Genomic DNA, 15,409 nt, shown 5'->3' with positions numbered 1-15,409 from the left:
GAACCGGAGGTCACCGCATGTCGAAACCACGTGTCAAGGGCAGACCTCACGCCCTGGTGTTCGCGCTCCTCGTCCTGGCCGGGCTCCTCGTCGCCACCCCGGCCGCCTCCGCCGCCACCTGGCAACCCAAACCCGCTCCCCTGAACACCCCGTGGACCGCGCAGGTCTCCCCCGCCAACGCCCTGCCGGAGTACCCACGGCCGCACCTCGTGCGCTCGGACTGGCTCAACCTCAACGGCGTCTGGGAGTTCACCGGCGCCCCCAACCTCAACACCCCGCCGATCGGCCAGGCGCTGCCCGAAGGCGTCCTCGTGCCCTACCCCGTCGAATCCGCGTTGTCCGGCATCAAGCGCCACGAGGACAACATGTTCTACCGCCGCACCTTCACCGTACCGTCCACTTGGGACGGACGACGGGTGAAGCTGAACTTCGGCGCGGTCACCTGGGAGACCCGGGTCTGGGTGAACGGCACCCAGGTCGGCACGCACACCGGCGGCTTCGACGCGTTCTCCTTCGACATCACGAACGCCCTGCGCGCCGGGAGCAACGAGATCGTCGTCGGCGTGCACTCCCCCGTCGACGGCAACCGCTTCCCGATCGGCAAGCAGCGCCGCAGCCCCAGCGGCATCTTCTACACCGCCTCCTCGGGCATCTGGCAGACGGTGTGGCTGGAACCGGTCACCACCGCGCACATCACCCGCCTCGACACCACCCCGGACGTGCCCGCCGGGGTACTCGACCTGGTGGTCCAGGGCACGGCAGGGCAGCAGGCCCGCGCCGAGGTGCTCAGCGGCGGCCAAGTGGTCGGCACGGCCACCGGCGCGGTCGGCTCGCACCTGCGGATCCCGGTGCCGAACGCGCGCCTGTGGTCACCGGACGACCCGTTCCTCTACGACCTGCGCGTCACCCTGCCCGGCGGCGGTGACGCGGTCACCGGTTACTTCGGCATGCGCTCGGTCGGCAAGGCCGTGGTCGGCGGCGTGCTGCGGCCGCTGCTCAACGGCAAGTTCGTCTTCCAGCTCGGCACCCTGGACCAGGGTTACTGGCCCGACGGCGTGTACACCGCGCCGACCGACGCCGCGCTGCGCTTCGACCTGGAACGCCAGAAGGCCCTCGGCTTCAACATGGTCCGCAAGCACATCAAGGTCGAACCGGCGCGCTGGTTCTACCACGCGGACCGGCTCGGCCTGCTGGTGTGGCAGGACATGCCCTCGCTCGACGCGGTCGACGACACCGCCCCGGCCAGCCACGTGAACTACGAGTCCGAACTGCGGCGGATCGTCGACCAGCTCAAGGGCATCACCTCGATCGTGCAGTGGGTGCCGTTCAACGAGGGCTGGGGCGAGTACGACAACGCCCGCATCGTCGACCTGGTGCGCTCGCACGACAACACCCGGCTGATCAACCACAACTCGGGCTCGAACTGCTGCGTCTCCGATCCCGAACCACCCAACGGCGACATCATCGACGACCACGCGTACCAGATGTCCGCCGGCACCAGGCTCCCCACCGCGAGCCGGGTCGCGGTGCTCGGTGAGTACGGCGGGCTGGGCAGGCGGATCGTCGGGCACGAGTACCAGCCCGGCGCCGGTTTCGCCTACGGGGACCTGTACCCCGACGAGACCTCGCTGACCAACCGCTACACCGAGATCACCCGCGAGGTCGGCCGGTTCGTGCAGACACGCGGGCTGTCCGCGTCCGTCTACACCGAACCGTACGACGTGGAGAACGAGATCAACGGCTTCTACACCTACGACCGCCAGGTGCTGAAGATGACCGAGTCGCGGGTGCGCGAGGTGAACCAGCAGGTGCTCGCGCTGGCCGCCGGGACCGCGATCCCGCGTGGTGAACCGGTTTCGCTGCGGGTGACCACACCGGGCTTCACCGACCGCTACCTGCGTCACCAGGACAGCCTCGCCCGCACCGACGTGCCGTCGAGCGATCTGGTGAAGCTCGACGCCACGTTCTGGACGCGGCCGGGACTGGCGAACTCGTCGTGCGTGTCGTTCGAATCGCGCAACTTCCCGGGCCGGTTCCTGCGGCACGCCAACTCGCGCATCCGGACCGACGTGAACGACGGTTCGGCCGGGTTCGCCGGTGACGCGACCTTCTGCGTCAAGGCGGGCCAGGGCGCGGCGGCACTCGAATCGCACAACCAGCCGGGCGCGTTCATCCGGCACTACAACGAGCTGGTCTACCTGGCGCGCGCGAGCGGGCCGAACCCCTGGGACGGTGGCGGCAGCTTCGCCGCGGACACCACCTGGGCGGCGACCATCCCGTTGTGGCGCAGCGGTGCCGACCTGCCGGTGGACCAGGCGCGATCGTTCCAGGTGACCACGCCCGGGTTCACCGACCGGTTCCTTCGGCACCGGGACAGCCTCGCGCGCACCGACGTGGTCAACGCGAGCAGTCCGGCGTTGCTGAAGTCGGACGCCACCTTCGTGATCCGGCGCGGGCTCGCCGACCCGTCGTGCTACTCGCTGGAATCGCGGAACCTGCCGGGACAGTTCCTGCGGCACGCCGCCTTCCGCGTGCGACTGGGCACCGACGACGGCACCGAGTTGTTCGACCGGGACGCGACCTTCTGCGCCCAGCCGGGCAGCGGTGCCGGAACGGTGCGGCTGGCCTCGATCAACGAACTGGGCACGAACGTCCGGCACTACGCGGAGGAGGTGTGGGTCGCCTCCAGCGGCGGCGCGCACACCTACGACAACCCGGCGTCCTACGCGCAGGACGTGAGCTGGGCGGTCGCCGTTCCCTGGGCGTGAGTCCGGTGGCTCACCGTCCGCCGCGGCGGACGGTGAGCCGCGCGCCCGGCACCAGGTCGGCGTACTCGCGGGCGACCGCGTCACCGGCCGCTCCCCCGAAGACGACCAGGTGCCGGGCACCCGCTTCTTCGTAAACCCGCCACAGTGCGGCGAAACCGCGTCGGGTGAGCTGCTCGTCGCCGTTCCAGCTGATGTCGTTCAGGTCGATGTAGGCGGCTTTGGTGCCCTGCGTGAAGAGCGCGCTGTAGATCGCCCAGGCCTCGGCGGACTGTCCACGCTCGCCGGGGTCGTACAGCCAGGTCAGCTCGATCATCGGGCGAACCCCGTCCGGTCGAGCACCAGCGCGGCGGAGTCCGCTGTGGACAGATGGGTGGTGTCCACGGTGAAGTCGGCGAACTCCGTGCGGTCCAGTGCGGCGGCTTCTTCCAGGCACAGCTCGACCAGGTCGGTGAACCGGCCCCGGCCGAGGAACCGTGCTCGGTGCACCTCGGGTTCGGCACGCAGGCGGCACAGGACGACCTTCACCTCGCCGAGGCGGTCGCGGTAGAGGTCCACCGCTTCGGCGGTGAGCAGGCCGGAGACCACCAGGCCCCGGGCGCCGGCGTCCCGGTAGAGCGGCCACAACGCCGCGAGGCTCGCGGACTTGACCCGGTGGTTGGCCTGGTCGTCGTCCGGGGCCGGGTAGCAGAGCCCGATCTGGTCGGTGTCGAGGTGTGCGAGCTCGGGGTGCGTGCCCACGATCTCCCGCGCCAGGGTGGTCTTGCCCGACGCGGGCGGGCCGAACAGCCAGAGGATCACGGCGGCCACCCTGCCAGGCCGGCCCCGGACAGGGCCACCGATTTACCAGGATCGGGATCGGGCGGCAGATCAAGGCGCTGTGAATGTGGCTTTCACAGCGTCTGGCGCAATGAAAGCCACATTCACAGCATGCTGGCCGTGGACTAGGCGGTGTCGGCGTAGACGATGCCCCGGCCGTTCGTGCCGATGTAGACCCGGCCGTAGATCCGCGGGTCGCCGGTGACCGCCTCGCCCGCGTTGCCGTACTGGTGCGCGTTGTCGTTGATCCGCACCCAGCTCGCCCCGGTGTCGTCCGAGCGGTAGAAACCGTTCTGCCGCACCAGGTACAGCGCCGGGTAGGCCTTGCCGGGCGCGGCCTTGCCGAAGCCGACGTTCACCGCGTTGTCCACACCGGACAGTTTGGTCACGGTGGCACCGGAGTTCGTGGAGCGGAACAACCCGCCCGCACCGGCCAGCCACAGGTCGCCTTCGCGGCCCGGCACGGCGTGGAACTTGCTCGCGTCCACTGTGGCCGCCGCGGTGAAGTTCGCGCCGCCGTCGGTGCTCACGTAGAGCCATCCGGCGGCGAGGCCGTAGAACTTCATCGGGTTCACCCGGTCCGATTCGACCACCGCCCCGGCCGGGATGCCCGCCGACGGTGTCCACGAGTTGCCGAACCCGACCGAGTAGTGCACCCCCGTCCCCTGCGGGCTCCAGACGAACCGGCTGCCGTTCGCCGCCGCCGCGACCGTGCCGCCGCCGGTCACCCCGCCCGGTTCGCCGGCACCCCACCAGTTCGCGCCGCCGTCGGTGGAGAACGCGACACGGGGCGACTGGTCGGTGTGGCCCGAACGAACCATCGTGCCCGGCGAGAGTTCGGCGTAGTCCAGGCTGGTGGTCGAGGTGAACACCGGACCGGTGAACATCATCGACGGCACCTTGGTCAGGTCGTTGTGCCGGAAGCCGCCGATGTCCCCGAGCGCGCTGACCAGCGGCGGCCCCGACGGCGGGCTGACCAGGTCGAGCACCGCGGTCTCCTCCAGGCCGCCGACGGTGGGTTCGAGCCGGATCCTCTCGCCTCGGTCCCACGCGGTGAGGTTCTTGGTGCCGTAGATCGTCGCGCCCGTGCCGTACATCATCCGGTCGGAGTTGAACGGGTCGATCTCCAGTGACTCGGTCATCCAGCCGAGTTTGGGCGCCTTCTCCGGTGGCGCCGGGTTCGCGCCGAAGGTCAGCCACGGCGCGGCCGAGATGTCCATGTCGTACCGCAGCGTCCGCTCGGGATAGCTGGCCCAGTCCCAGATCCGCGTCCAGGTGGCGCCGCCGTCGGTGCTGCGAAAGATGATGATGTCCGGCCACCACGAGATCTGCGTGGCCACCATCAGCGTTCCCGGGCGCTGCCGGTCCACGCTCAGCCCGCTGTAGCCGAAGTGGTTGTCCGCGCTGTCCGAGGGGATCGGGCTGATCCTCGTCCAGGCACCGGTGGCGGTGTCGAACTTCCACACGTCACCCTTGCCGCCGTCGTACGGGCCGCCCTTGTCGTTCGTGGCGATGTAGAGGAATCCACCGGACTCGTCCAGCACGCCCTTGTGGGCCAGGTACCCGGTCGGCTGCCCGGCGAGGCGCTGCCAGGTCGCGCCCGCGTCGGTGCTGCGGTAGACGGTGTTCTCCTTGTCCGCCACGCCGACGTAGATCGCCTTGCTCGGACTGCCCGCGGTGCCCGAGCGCGAATCGTAGGTCACCCAGACCACGCCCTGGTTGTCGTTGGCGTAACCGTTCGGGTCGGCCGGGTTCTCCACGTAGTTGCCCGGGTTCGGGAAGCTGGCCACCTTCGCCCAGCTCACCCCGGAATCCGTGCTGCGCCACAGCCCGTTGCCGCTGGGCGCGCCGAGGTAGAGCACGCGCCCGTCGTTCGGGTCGACGGCCAGCCGCTCCCCCATGCCACGGCCCGGCATGTTGCCGCCGAGCTTGAACGGCAGCTGGCTGACCTGCCAGCTGGCGCCGCGGTCCGACGACCGCAGGACAGCGCCGTTGTTCGGGTCCCAGCTGTTGGTGTACATCCCGGCCGCGGCGTACACGCGGTTCGCGTTCTTCGGATCCGGCGCGATGCTGACCACGCCGTTGTAGCCCCACCGGTCCCAGCCCGCCCAGTCCAGCAGCGGGATCCAACGGCCGGTGGCCTGGTTCCACCGGTACGCGCCGCCGATGTCGGTGCGCGCGTAGATGAGGTCCTTCTCGGCCGGGCTGAACACGATGCCCGGCACGAAACCGCCACCGGCGATCTCGACGTTGCGCCAGGTGGGCGCCACGGGCGCGGGCGCGGCCGGGGCGGTGAGGGTGGACAGGGTCAGCAGCAACGCGGTGAGCAGCCATCTCATGGCCGGGCTCCAATCGGTTCCCGCCGGGGCGGGCGGGCTTCGGGACGCGCGGCGGGGGCAGTCGCCGCGCGGTGCCGGCTACCAGCGGTCTCCCAGGCTGATGCCGGTGGTGCTGCCCGCGCCGCCGAGCGGCACGTCGTGGTCGAGGCCGACGAACTTGCCGCCGTGCTGCCACAGCGCGGGTTTGAGCAGCGCGTACTTCTTCTCGTCCCAGGTGGTCCAGTCGTCCAGCAGCAGGCCGCCGGTGTCGCCGGAGTTCGGGTTGAGGCACCAGAACGTCTGGTGCAGGCCGTGCTCGGTGATCAGGTCGCGCAGCGCGGTCATCCACTTGTCCTGCCGCGCGTCCTGGCCCAGTCGCCCGCCCCACTCGCCGACCAGCAGCGGCGCGGTGCCGTTCTCGTGCAGGTACAGCCAGTTCGGGCGCCACACGTCGGTGGTCAGCGTGGTCTTGTCGAACTCCTTCTGGAACCACGGCTGGTCGAACACCAGCGGGCCGTAGTCGTGCGGTGAGTAGACCAGCTGGTCCTGCCCGGCGCCGAGGTTCACCGGGTGCTCGGCCACCCCGCGCAGGTTCCCGCCCCACCAGGTGGAGTGGTAGTCGGTGCCGGTGACCGAACTCCAGTTCTTGCCGGCCTTGGGGTAGATCTCGTTGCCCTCGCAGAGGATCAGCACCTCGGGATTGATCGCCAGGATGCGCTTGCCCGCGGTTTCGCAGGTGTGCTTGAAGTTGTCCTGGTCGGCCGAGCCGTCCCACTTCGCGCGCGGGCTGGCCGACGCGGTGCCGTGCGGTTCGTTCTTGACGTCCATCGCGATGACGGTGTCGTTGTTCTCGTACCGCGCGGTGATCCACTCCCAGCCCTGGTAGAACAGCTCGGGCGTGATCGAGCCCTTCCACCACACCGGGTGCACGTGGCCGGAGTTGTCGGCTTCGGCGCTGTGCACGTCGAGCATCACCTTGATGCCGTACTTCTCGCACAGCGCCAGCCAGTGGTCGAACACCTGCAGGGTGGTCTTCCCGGCCAGTTCCGGGTTCACCCAGGTGTTCACCGCGCCCGGCACGCTCGCCTGCCCGGCCTTCCACTCCAGCAGCAGCTGGGTGGAGATCGGCACGCGGACCAGGTTGATCCCGCGCTGGGCCATCGACTTCGTGACCTGCTCGACGTTCACGCCCCACAGGCCGTGGAAGACGCGCTCACCGGCGTTGAAGCCGAACCAGTTGGCGCCGGTGAGCCACACCTGGTTGCCCTCGGCGTCGACGATCCGGTTGCCCTGGGTGTGCAGCCAGTCGGGCGTGGCGGCGGCCGGGGACGCCTGCGCGGTGGGCACCAGCACGGTGGCAAGCGCCAGCAGGACAGCGGCGAACAGTTTTCGCACCGGAACTCCTCACACCTTTGGGAGCGCTCCCAGACCTGTTCGGACAGTAACCAGGCGGGAACTCCGGTGTAAAGGGCCGGGGCCTAGGCCGTTGGGATGATTTCGGGATTACCGGGCCGGTCCGCTGCTGCTCCGGGTGACCAGCATCGGCAGCGGGGTGCGTTCGTCGCCGACGGTCTCGCCTTCGACGGTGCGCCGCAACAGGGAGGCGGCCAGTGCGCCGAATTCCGCGATCGGGCGGCGGACGGCGCTCAGCGCGGGCCGGACCAGCCGGCACAGCACCGAATCGTCCCAGGCGACCAGGGAAACGTCCCCGGGCACCGAGATGCCGAGTTCGTGGGCGACGCCGAGCGCGGCCACCGCCATCACGTCGTTGTCGAAGACCAGCGCGGTCGGCGGGCGACGCGAGACCAGCACCCGCCGCGCGGCGCTCGCGCCCGCCTCGTCGGAGTAGTCGGTGTGCACCACTTCCGCGCTCTCGAACCCGAGCCGCCCGGCCGCCCGTTCGAACGCCTCGGACCGCACCCGCGTGTGCATGAACTCCCGCGGCCCGGCCACCCGGACGATCCGGCGGTGCCCGAGCGCGGCGAGGTAGTCCAGCACCTCGTCGATCGCGGCCTCGTCGTCGATCCACGCGCACGGCAGGCCGGGCCGCCCGAGCGGGCCGCCCATGACCACCGCGGGCAGGCCCATCGCGGCCACCGCGTCCAGCCGGGCGTCGTGGTCGCGGAGGTCGATCAGCAGGACGCCGTCGACGCGGCGTTCGGCGTGCCAGCGGCGGTAGATCTCCAGTTCGGTGTCGTGGTTCGGGGACACCTGCAGCACCAGCGAGGCCGGGCCGGTGCCGAGTTCGTCCTGGATCCCGGCGATCAGCCGGATGAAGAACGGCTCGGCGGCCAGCGTTTCCGCCGGGCGGTCGATCACCAGGCCGAACGCGCCCGCCCGGCCGTCGGACAGCGCGCGGGCGGCGGTGCTCGGCGCCCAGCCCAGTTCCGCGGCGATGCCGGTGATCCGGCTGCGGGTGGCGGCCGAGACCCCGGGCCGGTTGTTCAGCGCGTACGACACCGCGCCCTTGGACACCCCGGCCGCCTTGGCGATGTCGGCGATGGTGGGACGTTTCAAGCAGACCTCCCCGCTGTGCTCGGGCCACTCTAGCAAGGTGCACTTAACCGGGTAAGTGATTGCTGTTCGTTGACTAGAGCACGATGGTCTGCCTAGGTTGTCCAGCGGGGGTACCGCCGGATCTTCACTCACTGAACCAGTTCAGCTGTTCAGTCGCGGGAGAGGACAGCCATGGCACTTCGGTTTCCGCCCGGCTTCACCTGGGGCGCGTCGACCGCGGCCTACCAGATCGAGGGCGCCGGTCCGCCGGGCTCCCGCGGCACGTCCATCTGGGACACCTTCGCCGCGCGCCCCGGCCGCGTCCGCGACGGGGACAACGGCGATCTCGCCTGCGACCACTACCACCGCTACCCCGAGGACGTGCAACTGCTCGAAGCGCTCGGCACCGGCGCCTACCGGTTCTCGGTGTCCTGGTCGCGCCTGCAGCACGCCGGGCGCGGCCCGCTCAACCAGCGCGGGATCGACTTCTACTCGCGCCTGGTCGACGCCCTGCTCGACCGCGGCATCGAGCCGTGGGTGACGCTCTACCACGCGGATCTGCCGCAACCGCTGGAGGACGCGGGCGGCTGGCCCGCCCGCGACACCGCGCTGCGGTTCGCCGACTTCGCCGCGGCCGTGCACCACTTCCTCGCCGAGCGCGTCACCCGGTTCATCACGGTGAACGAGCCCTGGTGCTCGGCCCTGCTCGGCTACGCGAGCGGGGAGCACGCCCCCGGCCGCACCGATCCGGCCGCTGCCCTGCGCGCCGCGCACCACCTGCTGCTCGGCCACGGGCTCGCGCTCGAAGCCATCCGGTCGATCGCCCCGGCCCAAGCCGGGATCACGCTGAACGTCGCCCCGGTCGCGGCGGCCACCGAACACCCCGACGACGCCGACGCCGCCCGCCGCGTCGACGGCCTGACCAACCGGTTGTTCCTCGATCCGGTGCTGCGCGGGGAATACCCGGAAGACGTGGTGCGCGACCTTTCCCCGCTCAGCAATTTCGGTTTCACCGCCGACGGTGATCTGGCGGCGATCAGCGCACCGATGGATTTCCTCGGCATCAATTACTACGCGCCGCAAAAGGTGTACGGAACACCGGACGCGCCGCCCGTCGAACAGCCGTCGAGATATCCCGGAATGGACCGGCTCGGTTTCCACCACACCGGCCGCCGCACGGCCATGGGCTGGAGCATCGACGCCTCCGGGCTCACCGGGACCCTCACCCGGCTCACCCGCGACTACCCGGCCATCCCGTTGTACATCACCGAAAACGGCGCCGCCTTCGACGACGAGGTGACCGGCGGCCAGGTGCTCGACCACGACCGGATCGACTACCTCGACGAGCACCTGCGTGCCGCGCACGCGGCCATCACCGCCGGGGCCGACCTGCGCGGCTACTTCGTCTGGTCGCTGCTGGACAACTTCGAATGGGACCAGGGCTATTCGAAGCGCTTCGGCCTGGTCCACGTCGATTACGCCAGTCAGGAACGCATTCCGAAACTGAGCGCGAAATGGTACCGGGACGTGGTTCAGGCGAACGGTTTCGACTGAGCGCTCTGCGCGGCCGACAACTGGCGGACCACCTTGGCGAAATCGGCCACCAGCGGGTTGTTGCTGGTGGCGGGCCAGGCGAAGGCGATGCGCAGCGGTTCGACGTCGACGATCGGGCGCCAGTCGAGATCGGGCCGGGCGTAGTAGGTGGCCATCGAGCGCGGCCCGATGCACACCGCCGCTCCCCCGGCCACGTTCTCCAGCATCTCCTCGACGTTGTCGTTCTCCGGACCCCACTTCGGTTCCGAGCCGTCCGGGCGCGGGTTGACCGCCCACCAGTCGACCCAGTGCCGCGGTGCCTTCCTGGTCCACATCAGCGGTTCGTCGGCCAGGTCCCCGATGGTCACCGTGTCCTGCCCGGCCAGGCGGTGCCCGGTGGCGAACCCGACCATGCGCGGCTCCACGGCGACGATCTCGGCGTGCAGCCCGGCGGTGTCGGCGGGCAGCCAGAGGAACGCGATGTCGACCAGGCCGTCGCGCAGCGCGGTCGCCTCCCCGCCCCAGTCGAAGCGCTTGGGCTCGATGGTCACGTCGGGGTGGCGTTCGGTGAACAACTGGCGGGCCTTGGCGCTGAGCGGCCCGGCGCCGGTGGCCTCGAAGCCGACGCGCAGCACCCGCAGTTCGGCGGCGGCCACGCTGCGGGCGGTGCGCTGGGCGGTCTGCCAGTCCGCGACCAGCCGCCGCGCCGAGGGCAGCAGCGCCTCACCGGCCAGCGTCAGCCGCACCTCGCGGCTGGTCCGCTCGAACAGCGAGATCCGCAGATCGGCCTCCAGCTGGCGGATCTGCCTGCTCAGCGCGGGCTGGGAGACGTAGAGCCGCTCGGCCGCCCGGGTGAAGCTCAGTTCCTCGGCCACCGCAACGAAGTACCGCAGGACGCGGGTGTCGACATCCAACTGCTGGCCCCTCACCGTGATCTATGCGCACAGCTTATGGCCACCGGTCTTGGACCCGGGTCAAAATCCGGTGCCTTCTCGGAGTGTGCGAAAACTTCCGCGTTCCCACGAATCCGTCTCCCGGGCCCAGGTCCTCCGCGGCGCCGGTCTGGCCGCCGCCGGCACGCTGGCCTTCGGCGGCACCGCCTCCGCGGCGGGCCGGGTGCATCCCCACGTCAAGCTGATCCAGGACTACTACGCCGCCTACGCGGCCGGTGACCTGACCAAGCTGAGCACCTTCTTCGCCGACGACATCCGGTGGACCATTCCCGGCCACCACCCGCTGTCCGGCACCAAAACCGGGATCACCGAGGTGCTCGCCTTCTTCGCCGAGCTGAACCGGGCCGGGTTCCAGGCGCAGCCGATCTTCCTGGCCGCCGACGGGGACTGGGTGGTCGACCTGCACCGCGGCTGGAGCACCCAGCCGGCCGGGCTCGACCTCACCTGGGCGCTCGCGTTCCGGATCGCCGGCCGCAAGATCGCCGAGGCGGTCAACTTCCCCGGGGACCAGCACGCCGCGGACGCCTACTTCTGGCGCGCCTACCCGCTGGCCCCGATCCCGGCCCGGTTCGCTTGACCTCCACCGCGCTGGAACTCCTACCGTCGGGCCCATGACCGACGCGCTGATCGTGGTGGACGTGCAGAACCTGTTCGTGGACATGGTGGGGGCCCGAGGGCCCGCCGTGGTGGCCGCCGTCAACCGGCACGTGGCCGAGGCCGCCGAACGCGGGGACCCGGTGTTCTACACCCGCGACTACGCCCCGATCGACCTGCCCGACGGTGATCCGGAGGGCCTGACGGACCTCCACCGGGATCTCGACATCCGGGGCACGGTGGTGGAGAAGGGGCCGGGTAAGCGCGGCGGGTTCTCCGGCTTCCTGCTCGCGCCGGTGCTCGAACCGCAGCAGGGACACGGTGGCGGCGGGCTCGGGCCGCTGGCCGGGCTGCTCGCCGACCACGGCGTCCGGTCGGTCACCGTGGCCGGCATCGCCACCGACATCTGCGTGGCCGCGACCGCCCGCGACGCCGCGCGCCTCGGCTACCGGGTGACGATCCCGCTGGAGGCCACCGCGTACGCGAATCCGGTGCCCGGCGGCGAGCACCCCGTGCTCGGGGACCTGCGCGCCGCCGGGGTCACCCTGCTCACCGGGGTCAGCCGGTGAAGTTCACATCGCTGCAGAAGTAGTACGACTGGTCCAGGTGGCTGGCCTGCCAGATGGTGTAGACGATGTGGCGGCCGGTGCGCGCCCCGGCGTCCACCGGGATCACCGTGTTGCTGGTCGGCGGGGTCCGGCCGACCTCCTTGACCAGTTCCAGGTTGCCCCAGCCCAGTGGCTGGGTGAGCGGGTTGAAGCCCTGCTTGGTGATGTACACCTTGTAGTAGTCCGCACCGTGCAGGGCCTGGTCGAGCACGGTGACCGAGAAGTTCCTCGGCTTGTTCGCCGCCTTCCAGTCGCCGACGGCGTCCATCGAGTCGTACCGGCCGTCCCCGGTCCGGCCGGCACTGCACAGCTGGCCGTCCGGGATGGCGCCCTGGTGGTTGCCCTTGACGTTCTCCCGGTACAGGCCGTTCCAGTTCCACATCGCGTTGGTGTCGTGCTGCCAGGCCTGCCAGCACATCGGGTCCTGGGTGGCCATGGCCGGGTTCTGGAAGTCGTTGCCCCAGCGGAGCCAGCAACCGTAGTTGCGGGACGGCGGATCGACGGCCGAACCGTGCGCGGCGGCGGTGCCCGCCATCGCGGTGAGCGCGAGCGCCGCGGCCGAGAGCAGTGCCGCGGCGCGAGATCGGGTGGACACGGGTGTTCTCCTTCCGGCGGGGACGGGGCCGGCCAGTCCCGTGTGGACTGACCGGCCCCCGGTGCCGCTACAGCGGCGGGTACGCGTTCTGCATCAGCTGCTGGAACTGCGCGGAGAACCAGTGCCCGGACAGCGGTGCGTCCGGCAGCGAACCGGACTTGTTGTAGTTGTTGAGCGCGTTGCCCCCGTAGTTGGGGTCACACATCTGGTCGAAGCCCTTGCCCTCGTTGTTCGGGATCTCCTTGCTCGCCCCGTCGGACTCACCCGGCGGCTTCATCCACACGTAGGCGTCGATGCCCGAGGCGGGGGCCGCCGTCGGCCGCTCGCCGAGCCCGGCACCGGACTGGTTGCACCAGTTGCCGATGTGGATGCGGCGGTCGTAGCGGCCACCTTCGACGTAGGTGTCCACAGTGGTCTTGGGACCGGGGGCGGCGGGCCGCGCGGAACCGCCCCAGCCGTTGCGCGAGGTGTCGATCAGCATGCCGACCCCGGACGGGAAGCCGACCTTGACCAGTTCCTGGCGGAACGCCTGCGCGAACGAGAGCTCGTCGACGTACCAGTTCCAGTCGACCCACTTCGACTGGCGCACGGTGGTGCCGTTCACCGTGTCGTTGATGGTGAAGTTGCCCTCCTTCAGCGCCGAGTAGTTCGCCGTGTTCGTGATGAACCCGTGCACGTTCGCCGGGGTGCTGCCCTCGGCCTTGGCGGCCTCGAGGAACTGCAGCGCGGAGGCGTTGAAGTTGTTGTCCCACCCGATCCAGCCGTGGTGCGCGGCGTCGATGTAGTTGTAGACGTTGCCGATCGCGCCGAGCTTGTTCAGCGCGTAGCCGATCCCCTTGACGTAGTTGCCGTTCTGCTTCATCTGGTCGCACTTGGCGATGGCCGTCGGGCGGCCGCTGACGTTCGTCACCAGGTTCGGCAGCGAGTCGATCTCGATCGTGGTCACGATGCGCAGGTTCGCGTACTTCGCGTCGGCCAGGATCGAGGCGATCGGGTCGATGAACTCCGTCTTGTAGCGCGGCAGCTCGTCCGGTTTGAGCTCACCGTTGGAAGCCAGCGCCGCGCAGTCGCGGCCGGGGAGGTTGTAGACCACCAGCTGGACCACCATCGGCTGCCCGCCGGCCTGCCCGACCGCGGCGTCGAGGTGGTCCCGCAGGCCCATCGCGCCGTTGGCGCCCTCGATCGCGGCGATCCGGTCGAGCCAGATACCGGTCGGCTGGTTCGCGATCCGGCTGCCGCCGGGCTCGGCGTTGGCCTTGGCCGCCCAGTCGGGGTTCACGTACACCTTGGCACCGGAGTAGGGGTTGTCGACCCGCGGCGCCGGGGCCTGCTGGGCTCCCGCCGAGGCACCCCCGACCCCGGTGAGCAACGCGACCGACGCGAGCGAGACCCCCGCGGCCAGGCCACGAAGCAGCCGTTTGGCGGGCGTGCCTCTAGCGAAGGCAGAACGCATGATGACTCCTTTGTCATGATCTTTCAGGGAGAGCCTGGGAACGCTCCCAGAACCAGGACTCTAACCCGGGCGGGCCTGGCTCCGGAAGCCCTTTGGCCTAAACTAGGCCAGGCGAGGGAATTTCCCACGGCGGTCGTCGCAGCGGCCACCCGCGAAGAATGGGGCGCCACTCGCACGTGAATGCGAGTGGCGCCCCATTACCATTCCGGTTGCCGCTCAGGCGGTGGCCAGTTCATAGGCCCGCTGCGGGACGAACTGCCCCGCCGAAGCGATGCACCCGTCGGCCTCACCGGGCAGTTTGACCCACAGGAAAGCCGCGATCTGGCCGTCCCCGGTCGATGTGGTGCTCGGCGTGCCGATGGCCCGTCCCGGCGGGTCGCACCATTCACTCCCGGCCGGTCCGTTGCCGTTACGGGAAGTGTCGATCACCGCGCGCAGGCGGCTGTCGCCGACCGCGCCGAGAACGGACTTCGCGAAATTGATCTCGTCCGAGGTGTGCCGGTAGTTCGAAACGTTCGTGGAGATTCCGTCGGCACTCCCGGAAATGTCGGCCGCTTTCAATCGCGCGGCCGCTTCACCCGGGGAGAGCCACGCCGAATGCCCGATGTCGAAGTAGACCTTCGCCTGCGCCGAACCCGCCTTCAGCGCCTTTCCGGCATACGCCATCGAGGCCCGGGTCTCGGCCTGCTGGGCCGGGGTCTGGCAGTTGGTCATCAACGGCAGCACGTCGGGTTCGAGCACGATCGCCGCCGGGCGGCCGGCCAGTCCGGCGGCCACCTGGTCGACCCACTGCCGGTAAGCCGGGTGCGACGGCGCACCGCCACCACTCGCGCCGCCGCAGTCCCGGTTCGGCACGTTGTAGACCACCAGGATCGGGATCCGGCCCGCCGCCGCCGCGGCGCCGACGAAACCGTCCACCTGGGATCGCACCGTGCCCGTGTTGGTGGTGGTGAACCACCGCGCTTGGGGAACGCTCGCGATCCGGTCCCGGATGACCGGCATTCTCGAGTCACCCTGGTTCGCGGCCACCCACTGGGCCGAACTCGTCGCAGGGTCCACATAGAACGCCGACTGCGCCACCGCCTGGGCGGAGCCACCGGGAACCGCCACCGCGAAGGCGCACACCACCGCGCCCGCCGCGGCGAACCGCTTGCTGATCGCCATCCATACCTCCGAAGTCACATCGGCGGAACTTGGATGGGAGCGCTCCCAAAGCCGTTTCAGTGTGGCGCTCGTCCCGCCCCGTGTCAAGGCGGACCGCGCTGGGAGGGTTCC

General features: G+C 70.1%; 13 protein-coding genes. 4 read left to right on the top strand and 9 right to left on the bottom strand.

The genetic code is table 11. The features are described 5' to 3' along the window. The first annotated feature begins 17 nt into the window (after positions 1 to 17). Positions 18 to 2,768 carry an AbfB domain-containing protein gene (locus JYK18_RS44455; protein ID WP_206810276.1) on the top strand — a complete coding sequence of 917 codons (2,751 nt, stop codon included), beginning with the start codon at positions 18 to 20 and terminating at the stop codon, positions 2,766 to 2,768. Positions 2,769 to 2,778: 10 nt separating this feature from the next. On the opposite strand, the gene JYK18_RS44450 is transcribed toward JYK18_RS44455, so the two are convergent. The 5 genes from JYK18_RS44450 to JYK18_RS44430 all read right to left on the bottom strand — a co-directional run bounded on the left by JYK18_RS44450 (position 2,779) and on the right by JYK18_RS44430 (position 8,419). Continuing rightward, complete coding sequence (locus JYK18_RS44450) at positions 2,779 to 3,081, bottom strand: hypothetical protein (RefSeq protein ID WP_206810275.1); 303 nt, start codon at positions 3,079 to 3,081, stop codon at positions 2,779 to 2,781. Next, the gene (locus tag JYK18_RS44445; protein ID WP_206810274.1) at positions 3,078 to 3,566 is read right to left on the bottom strand and encodes an AAA family ATPase; all 489 of its coding nucleotides are present in this window, start codon (positions 3,564 to 3,566) and stop codon (positions 3,078 to 3,080) included. Before JYK18_RS44445 ends, JYK18_RS44450 begins: the two co-directional genes overlap by 4 nt. A gap of 143 nt (positions 3,567 to 3,709) precedes the next feature. Then, on the bottom strand, positions 3,710 to 5,923 hold the full coding sequence (locus JYK18_RS44440; RefSeq protein ID WP_206810273.1) for a sialidase family protein: 2,214 nt from the start codon (positions 5,921 to 5,923) through the stop codon (positions 3,710 to 3,712). Between the two features lie 78 nt (positions 5,924 to 6,001). Then, complete coding sequence (locus JYK18_RS44435) at positions 6,002 to 7,297, bottom strand: glycoside hydrolase family 5 protein (RefSeq protein WP_206810272.1); 1,296 nt, start codon at positions 7,295 to 7,297, stop codon at positions 6,002 to 6,004. 108 nt (positions 7,298 to 7,405) lie between these two features. After that, positions 7,406 to 8,419 (bottom strand): LacI family DNA-binding transcriptional regulator, encoded by a 1,014-nt coding sequence (locus JYK18_RS44430; protein ID WP_206810270.1) that lies wholly within the window; start codon positions 8,417 to 8,419, stop codon positions 7,406 to 7,408. A 171-nt stretch (positions 8,420 to 8,590) separates the two neighbouring features. On the opposite strand from JYK18_RS44430, the gene JYK18_RS44425 reads away from it, so the two are divergent. Next, positions 8,591 to 9,952, top strand: a complete 1,362-nt coding sequence (locus JYK18_RS44425) for a GH1 family beta-glucosidase (RefSeq protein ID WP_206810269.1) — start codon at positions 8,591 to 8,593, stop codon at positions 9,950 to 9,952. On the opposite strand, the gene JYK18_RS44420 is transcribed toward JYK18_RS44425, so the two are convergent. After that, complete coding sequence (locus JYK18_RS44420; protein WP_206810268.1) at positions 9,931 to 10,845, bottom strand: LysR family transcriptional regulator; 915 nt, start codon at positions 10,843 to 10,845, stop codon at positions 9,931 to 9,933. The genes JYK18_RS44425 and JYK18_RS44420 overlap by 22 nt on opposite strands. Positions 10,846 to 10,930: 85 nt before the next feature. Between JYK18_RS44420 and JYK18_RS44415 the strand changes: the two genes are divergently transcribed. Continuing rightward, positions 10,931 to 11,461, top strand: a complete 531-nt coding sequence (locus tag JYK18_RS44415; protein WP_206810267.1) for a nuclear transport factor 2 family protein — start codon at positions 10,931 to 10,933, stop codon at positions 11,459 to 11,461. A 34-nt stretch (positions 11,462 to 11,495) separates the two neighbouring features. Beyond that, the gene (locus JYK18_RS44410; RefSeq protein ID WP_206810266.1) at positions 11,496 to 12,047 is read left to right on the top strand and encodes a cysteine hydrolase family protein; all 552 of its coding nucleotides are present in this window, start codon (positions 11,496 to 11,498) and stop codon (positions 12,045 to 12,047) included. Here JYK18_RS44410 and JYK18_RS44405 read toward each other — a convergent pair. The 3 genes from JYK18_RS44405 to JYK18_RS44395 all read right to left on the bottom strand — a co-directional run bounded on the left by JYK18_RS44405 (position 12,037) and on the right by JYK18_RS44395 (position 15,298). Further along, positions 12,037 to 12,621 (bottom strand): lytic polysaccharide monooxygenase, encoded by a 585-nt coding sequence (locus JYK18_RS44405; RefSeq protein ID WP_206810788.1) that lies wholly within the window; start codon positions 12,619 to 12,621, stop codon positions 12,037 to 12,039. The two genes, JYK18_RS44410 and JYK18_RS44405, sit on opposite strands and share 11 nt — an antisense overlap. A 127-nt stretch (positions 12,622 to 12,748) precedes the next feature. Then, positions 12,749 to 14,134, bottom strand: coding sequence for a glycoside hydrolase family 6 protein (locus JYK18_RS44400; RefSeq protein ID WP_206810265.1), 1,386 nt, complete (start codon positions 14,132 to 14,134; stop codon positions 12,749 to 12,751). A gap of 216 nt (positions 14,135 to 14,350) precedes the next feature. Continuing rightward, positions 14,351 to 15,298, bottom strand: coding sequence for a glycoside hydrolase family 6 protein (locus JYK18_RS44395; RefSeq protein ID WP_242584596.1), 948 nt, complete (start codon positions 15,296 to 15,298; stop codon positions 14,351 to 14,353). Between the last annotated feature and the right edge of the window lie 111 nt (positions 15,299 to 15,409).

Origin of the sequence: Amycolatopsis sp. 195334CR, from assembly GCF_017309385.1 — a bacterium.
Lineage (GTDB): Bacteria > Actinomycetota > Actinomycetes > Mycobacteriales > Pseudonocardiaceae > Amycolatopsis.
Note: the sequence above shows the minus strand (reverse complement) of the source record. Positions and strands in the feature narration are given on the sequence as shown.